Raw genomic sequence first — 5,584 nt, 5'->3', positions numbered from 1 at the left:
CTGAGGCTGTTGCAATGAAAATGACAATCAAGGTAATCAAGGGAGGTGCAGTGACAGAAAAAATTTATCTTAACAGGGTTGCTTTTGGGAATTTGATATGCGATACTATATAAACATCCAAGCAAAGGAGTTTATCAATATGCGGCAAGGTATTCTTAAATAAAATTTGATAATGGGAACAAAGACAAACGTCCTCAAGGAGAGGGCTTGGTTTTTGTACCCAATTTAAGAATACTTTTGCCTTTTCATTTCATATCGTGATAGACAACGGCCAGCCTTGGCCGCAGTTTTCATGTGTGTCCTACCTATCATCCCCAGCGGTAAAAGTATTTGTCGCTGGGGATTTTTGCGCCCTTCTGGGCCTTGTATGGAGGACAATCATATGAAAATCATCAATATTGGCATTCTTGCTCATGTAGACGCAGGTAAGACGACCTTGACGGAGAGCCTGTTATATACCAGCGGAGCAATCGAGGCGCCCGGCAGTGTGGATCAGGGAACAACGAGAACGGACACCATGTTTTTAGAGCGGCAGCGTGGAATCACCATTCAAACGGCGGTCACTTCCTTTCAGTGGCACGATTGTAAGGTCAACATTGTGGATACTCCTGGGCATATGGATTTCTTAGCGGAGGTCTATCGCTCCCTTGGCATTCTTGACGGAGCGATTTTGGTTGTTTCTGCAAAAGACGGCGTTCAGGCGCAGACCCGTATTCTGTTTCATGCTCTGCAAGTAATGAAAATCCCAACTGTTATCTTTATTAACAAAATCGACCAGGACGGGATTGACCTGCCAGGTGTGTATCAGTCTATCCGAGATAAGCTCTCCGCAAATATGATTATTAAGCAGAACGTGCAGCTTTCCCCGGATATATCCATCATGGAAAACATGGGGCTGGAGAATTGGGATACCGTGATTGCGGACTGTGATGAATTGTTGGAGAAATATATTGCCGGAGAACCAATGGACAAAGAAGAACTTCTGCGGGAGGAAAACAGGAGAATCCAAAGCGTCTCTCTGTTTCCGGTCTATCATGGCAGTGCCAAGGTAAACTTGGGAATCCGACAACTCATTGAAGCGGTCACAGATACATTCCAATCACCCACCGGGCAGAACAGCTCTGAATTGTGCGGAACTGTGTTCAAAGTTGAGTACGCAAACCAGAGCCAACGCCTTGCCTATCTGCGGTTGTATAGCGGTACGCTTCATTTGCGGGATTCCGTAGCCTTGGCAGGGAAAGAAAAACTGAAAATTACGGAAATGCGTATCCCCTCAAAGGGTGAGATTGTCCGAACAGAGATTGCCCATGCGGGCGAGATCGTCATTGTACCCTGCGACAGTTTGCGGCTGAATGATGTGCTGGGAAACAAACTGCTGCTGCCCCGTGAAACGTGGAGCGACAATCCTCTCCCTTTGCTGCGGACAACAATTGCACCAGAGAAACCAGAACAGAGGGAACGCTTGTTAAACGCCTTGACAGAAATTGCGGATACCGACCCGCTTCTGCGCTATGAAGTAGACGCTGTGACCCATGAGATCATTCTCTCCTTTTTGGGCCGGGTACAATTGGAAATTATCTCTGATCTTCTGGTGGAAAAATATCAGCTCAACACAACTGCAAAAGAACCTGCCGTCATCTATATGGAGAGGCCATTGAAAGCGGTAAGTCACACCATTCATATCGAAGTGCCGCCCAATCCATTCTGGGCGTCCATCGGGCTGTCCGTCACCCCTCTCCCCCTTGGCACCGGAGTGCAGTATGAGAGCAAAGTTTCCGTTGGATACTTGAATCAGAGTTTTCAAAACGCTGTATTGGATGGTATCCGCTACGGTCTGGAACAAGGCGTGTATGGATGGAAGGTAACGGACTGTAAAATCTGTTTTGAGTATGGGCTTTATTATAGTCCGGTCAGCACTCCCGCAGACTTTCGGTCATTGGCACCTATTGTATTGGAGCAGGTGTTGAAAAAGGCGGGGACGCAGCTATTGGAACCATATCTTTCTTTTACACTCTATGCGCCGCAGGAATATCTCTCCAGAGCTTATCATGACGCACCAAAATATTGCGCGAGTATTGAAACGACCCAGGTTAAAAACAGCGAGGTGATTATTACTGGCGAAATCCCTGCCCGCTGTGTGCAAGAGTACCGCAATGACCTCACCTTTTATACAAACGGGAGAAGCGTTTGTTTAACAGAATTGAAGGGGTATCAAATCGCCAGCGGCGAACCAGTTTTTCAGCCACGCCGCCCAAACACCCGGATTGATAAGGTGCGCCATATGTTCAACAAAATTCTCCCATCAATGATGGACTTATAAAATCCCTTTGGAACAAAGGGCGCACTTCTATACATGGTCTGCGACCATGTATCGTGCGCTCTGCGAGGCTACGGCCCGGACTTCCGAAAGTCCGGGCCGTTTGCGTCGCTCCGCTCCGTACAAGGGGCTGCGCCCCTTGCGCCGCTTTGCGGCTATCCCTGCGCCCTCGCTGGAAAGGTACATCCGCTCTGCGTCTGCACCTTTCCAGCGAGGCTAAAACCGAATACCGTTACCCTTGACCGTTTACCCGACACAGCAGGTAGACGGTCTTTTGTTTTGCCAAGAAGGAGGTCAAACACGATGGACAAGTCACGCGAAGAATTAGAGAAAGAGTATGCTGAGGCCACCGCTAAGTTGGAGCAGTACCAGCACAGAGGCCAGCGGTATGAGAACCGCATCCGCTACTACACCCAAGGCGAAAGGAAGAAGCGAAACCACCGACTTATCACCCGTGGCGGAGCGGTGGAGAGTATCGCCCCGGAGGTGCGCGGCATGAGCGAAAGGGCCTTTTTTCTTTTGATGGAAAAGGTCTTTTCCCTGCCGGAAGTTGCCGCCCTGGTGAGCCAAGCCACTGACCAGCAGGAAAGCGGATAATTGACCCTGTTCCATCTCCACGTTACCCAGGTCAAACGGAGCGCGGGACAGTCTGTTGTCACGTCCGCCGCCTACCGAGCCGGGGAGAAATTGTATAGCGAATACTATGGCGAGGTCAGCGACTACACCCACAAGGGCGGCGTGGTCTGCACAGACATTCTCCTGCCGCCCCAGGCCCCCAACCAGTACCAAGACCGCGCCACCCTCTGGAACGCCGTGGAGAAGGCCGAGCGCGGCAAGAAAGCCCAGCTTGCATATAGCTTTGACATTGCCTTGCAGAACGAGTTTTCATTGGAGGAAAACATCGCTCTTGCAAGGCAATTTGTTTCGGAGCAGCTTGTGGGCCGGGGCATGATTGCCGACTTTGCCATCCACCAGCCGGACAAGGAGGACGGCGGTATTCCTAACCCGCACTTTCATGTTCTCTGCCCCATCCGGCCCATTGAGCCAGACGGCAAATGGGGGTGCAAGCAGCGCCGCCGCTACCGTCTGGACGAGGACGGGAACCGCATTATGGGAGAGGACGGCAAGCCCCTCTTTGACGCTGTTCCCACTACCGACTGGGGAAGCCCGGAAACACTGGAACATTGGCGGGAGGCGTGGGCCGCTATGGTGAACGCCAAGTTTGAGGAAAAGGGGCTGACCTGCCGCATCGACCACCGCTCCTATGAGCGTCAGGGCCTTGACCTGCTGCCCACCGTCCATGAGGGCGTGGCCGTCCGCCAGATGGAGGCCAAGGGCATCCCCGCCGACAAGGGCGATCTGAACCGCTGGATAAAAAAGGCCAACAACATTCTGCGGGATATTCGGAAGAAAATCGCCGGCCTGACGGATTGGATTAAGGCCATAAAAGAAGAATTGAGCAAGCCCCAGGCCCCGACCCTTGCCGCCCTGCTGACCGACTACTATGAGGGCCGGAACGCCGGAGCATGGAGCCGCAACGCCAGGATTGGAAATCTTAAAGGTTTTGCCGAGGCCATCAATTTTCTGACCGAGAGGGGCATCGCTACGCTGGAAGATTTAGAGACCCATATCGCCGCCCAGAGTGAACGAACGGAGGCCATCAACACATCCATGAAAGCGAAGCGTGACCGTCTGAACGAATTGAAGGAACTGCTTCGCCTTGTTGACCTCTACCGAGACACCAAGCCCGTCTATGACGAGTTGCAGGGTATCAAGTGGAAGGGCAAGCGGGAAAAATTCGAGAGGGAGCATGAGAACGAGTTGAGGACGTTCCACATGGCCCGCCGGAAGCTGGACAAGCACCGTTCCCCTGCTGGTAAAATCCCCGTTCATGCGTGGGAACAGGAACAGGCGAGGCTTCACCAGGAGTACACAGCCGAGTATGAGCAGTACAAGCCTATCCAAGACGATTTGCGGCGGCTTCAACAGGTGAAGCGGAACGCCGATGCTGCCATACACCAGCAGGAGCAGACCCAGCAGAAACGCCGGGAGGTGGAGCGGTGAACGGCATTCCCCGACTGACCTACCAGCAGTACCGAGCCGTCCGGCGGCTGGTGCATGACTGCTGCAATTATGACGGCGGCAACTGTCTTGCTCTTGATGACGGCTGGGAGCCTTGTGTCTGCGTCCAGAGTATCACCTATTCCCTGGTCTGTAAATGGTTCCGCGCCGCCGTCCTGCCAACAGACAAGGGGTTGTGTGCCGCCTTGCTCCACCGAGGACAGGCGCGGCCCTGTGCCGAGTGCGGGGCGATGTTCGTGCCGCGCTCCAATCGGGGCAAATACTGTGACGAGTGCGCCGCCAATGTGCGCCGGAGAAAGAAAGCTGCCAGCGAACGGGAACGCCGCAGGCGTGGACATTTAGAGGCTGAAAAGCCTTGCAATCAGGGGGCTTGTGGACAGTCCTCAAAGGGGGACTAATACATTCCCCTTCCCCCACTCCAACGTGGGCGGCAAAATGGCGCTCACGTGGATTAACTTTGATGAATGATGAAAGGAGAGCCTATGACCTACGACCCCAGCATGACGATCACCAGCACCATCCCCGCCCCGGAGGGGAGCGACAGCACCAGCAGAGAGGGCAAGGCCATCCCCCTGCCCGTGATGGCGGGCGGCAACGCTTCACCCGCCCCGGACGTACCGCCACCCGATATGGTAAAGACCGTTGGCGGTACGACCTTTGATATTTATTTCCATTTCAGCCAGACCAGCCGGGAAACCTTTACCGACAAGGTACTGCGCCTTATTCAATCCGATGTTGTAACCTCATAAAAATAATTTACTTTTTTCTCTATCCTTATTGACAAAACCCGAACGACTACATTGCGATAGATGACCACGTTTGCCCAGATAAAACCGACCAAAATAAACCTGTCCCTTTTTGGCAGGTTTCGACCAAGGCAATGTCGATGTTTCGGCAACGAAAGCGAGCGCCCACCAGAGCGAACAAATTGGCATGAAAAGAGGACGGCATAGACCTTCTGGTCATGCCGTCCTCTTTGAATGACAAGTTGTCGCTCTGGTGGGCGCGCAGCGTCGAGCAGTGGCGCGGTTTGGTAAACCCGCGCAACCCAATTAGAAGCGGTTGCCGCGGAAGCCGCCACCGTTGCGGCCGCCGCGATCACCACCGCGACCGCCGCGGTCGCCGCCACGGTTGCCGCCGAAGCCGCCACGGTTGCCACCGCGGTCGCCATAGCCACCACGGTTG

The 5,584-nt window shown here is 53.5% G+C and carries 5 protein-coding genes; all 5 read left to right on the top strand.

Features of this window, described 5'->3' with window-relative positions:
* The first annotated feature begins 382 nt into the window (after positions 1-382).
* The 5 genes from tet to DWX39_RS11155 all read left to right on the top strand — a co-directional run bounded on the left by tet (position 383) and on the right by DWX39_RS11155 (position 5,148).
* Positions 383-2,320 (top strand): TetM/TetW/TetO/TetS family tetracycline resistance ribosomal protection protein, encoded by a 1,938-nt coding sequence (tet, locus tag DWX39_RS10525; RefSeq protein WP_117759896.1) that lies wholly within the window; start codon positions 383-385, stop codon positions 2,318-2,320.
* A gap of 300 nt (positions 2,321-2,620) precedes the next feature.
* Positions 2,621-2,914 carry a DUF3847 domain-containing protein gene (locus DWX39_RS11055; RefSeq protein ID WP_021631985.1) on the top strand — a complete coding sequence of 98 codons (294 nt, stop codon included), beginning with the start codon at positions 2,621-2,623 and terminating at the stop codon, positions 2,912-2,914.
* Positions 2,915-4,381, top strand: coding sequence for a MobQ family relaxase (mobQ, locus tag DWX39_RS10515; RefSeq protein WP_117759895.1), 1,467 nt, complete (start codon positions 2,915-2,917; stop codon positions 4,379-4,381).
* Positions 4,378-4,797, top strand: a complete 420-nt coding sequence (locus DWX39_RS10510; RefSeq protein WP_021631987.1) for a cysteine-rich VLP domain-containing protein — start codon at positions 4,378-4,380, stop codon at positions 4,795-4,797. The genes mobQ and DWX39_RS10510 overlap by 4 nt, the downstream gene beginning before the upstream one ends.
* A gap of 84 nt (positions 4,798-4,881) precedes the next feature.
* On the top strand, positions 4,882-5,148 hold the full coding sequence (locus DWX39_RS11155; RefSeq protein WP_035300361.1) for a transposon-encoded TnpW family protein: 267 nt from the start codon (positions 4,882-4,884) through the stop codon (positions 5,146-5,148).
* The last annotated feature ends 436 nt before the right edge of the window (positions 5,149-5,584 follow it).

This window comes from Collinsella sp. AF19-1LB, from assembly GCF_003459655.1.
Lineage (GTDB): Bacteria > Actinomycetota > Coriobacteriia > Coriobacteriales > Coriobacteriaceae > Collinsella.
The sequence above is the reverse complement of the archived record's forward strand: the minus strand, read 5'-3'. Positions and strand labels throughout refer to the sequence as shown.

Excerpts from the sequence above, each read along its gene's own strand:
- tet (WP_117759896.1), top strand. The coding sequence starts at position 383 with ATGAAAATCATCAATATTGGCATTCTTGCTCATGTAGACGCAGGTAAG.
- DWX39_RS11055 (WP_021631985.1), top strand. The coding sequence starts at position 2,621 with ATGGACAAGTCACGCGAAGAATTAGAGAAAGAGTATGCTGAGGCCACC.
- DWX39_RS11155 (WP_035300361.1), top strand. The coding sequence starts at position 4,882 with ATGACCTACGACCCCAGCATGACGATCACCAGCACCATCCCCGCCCCG.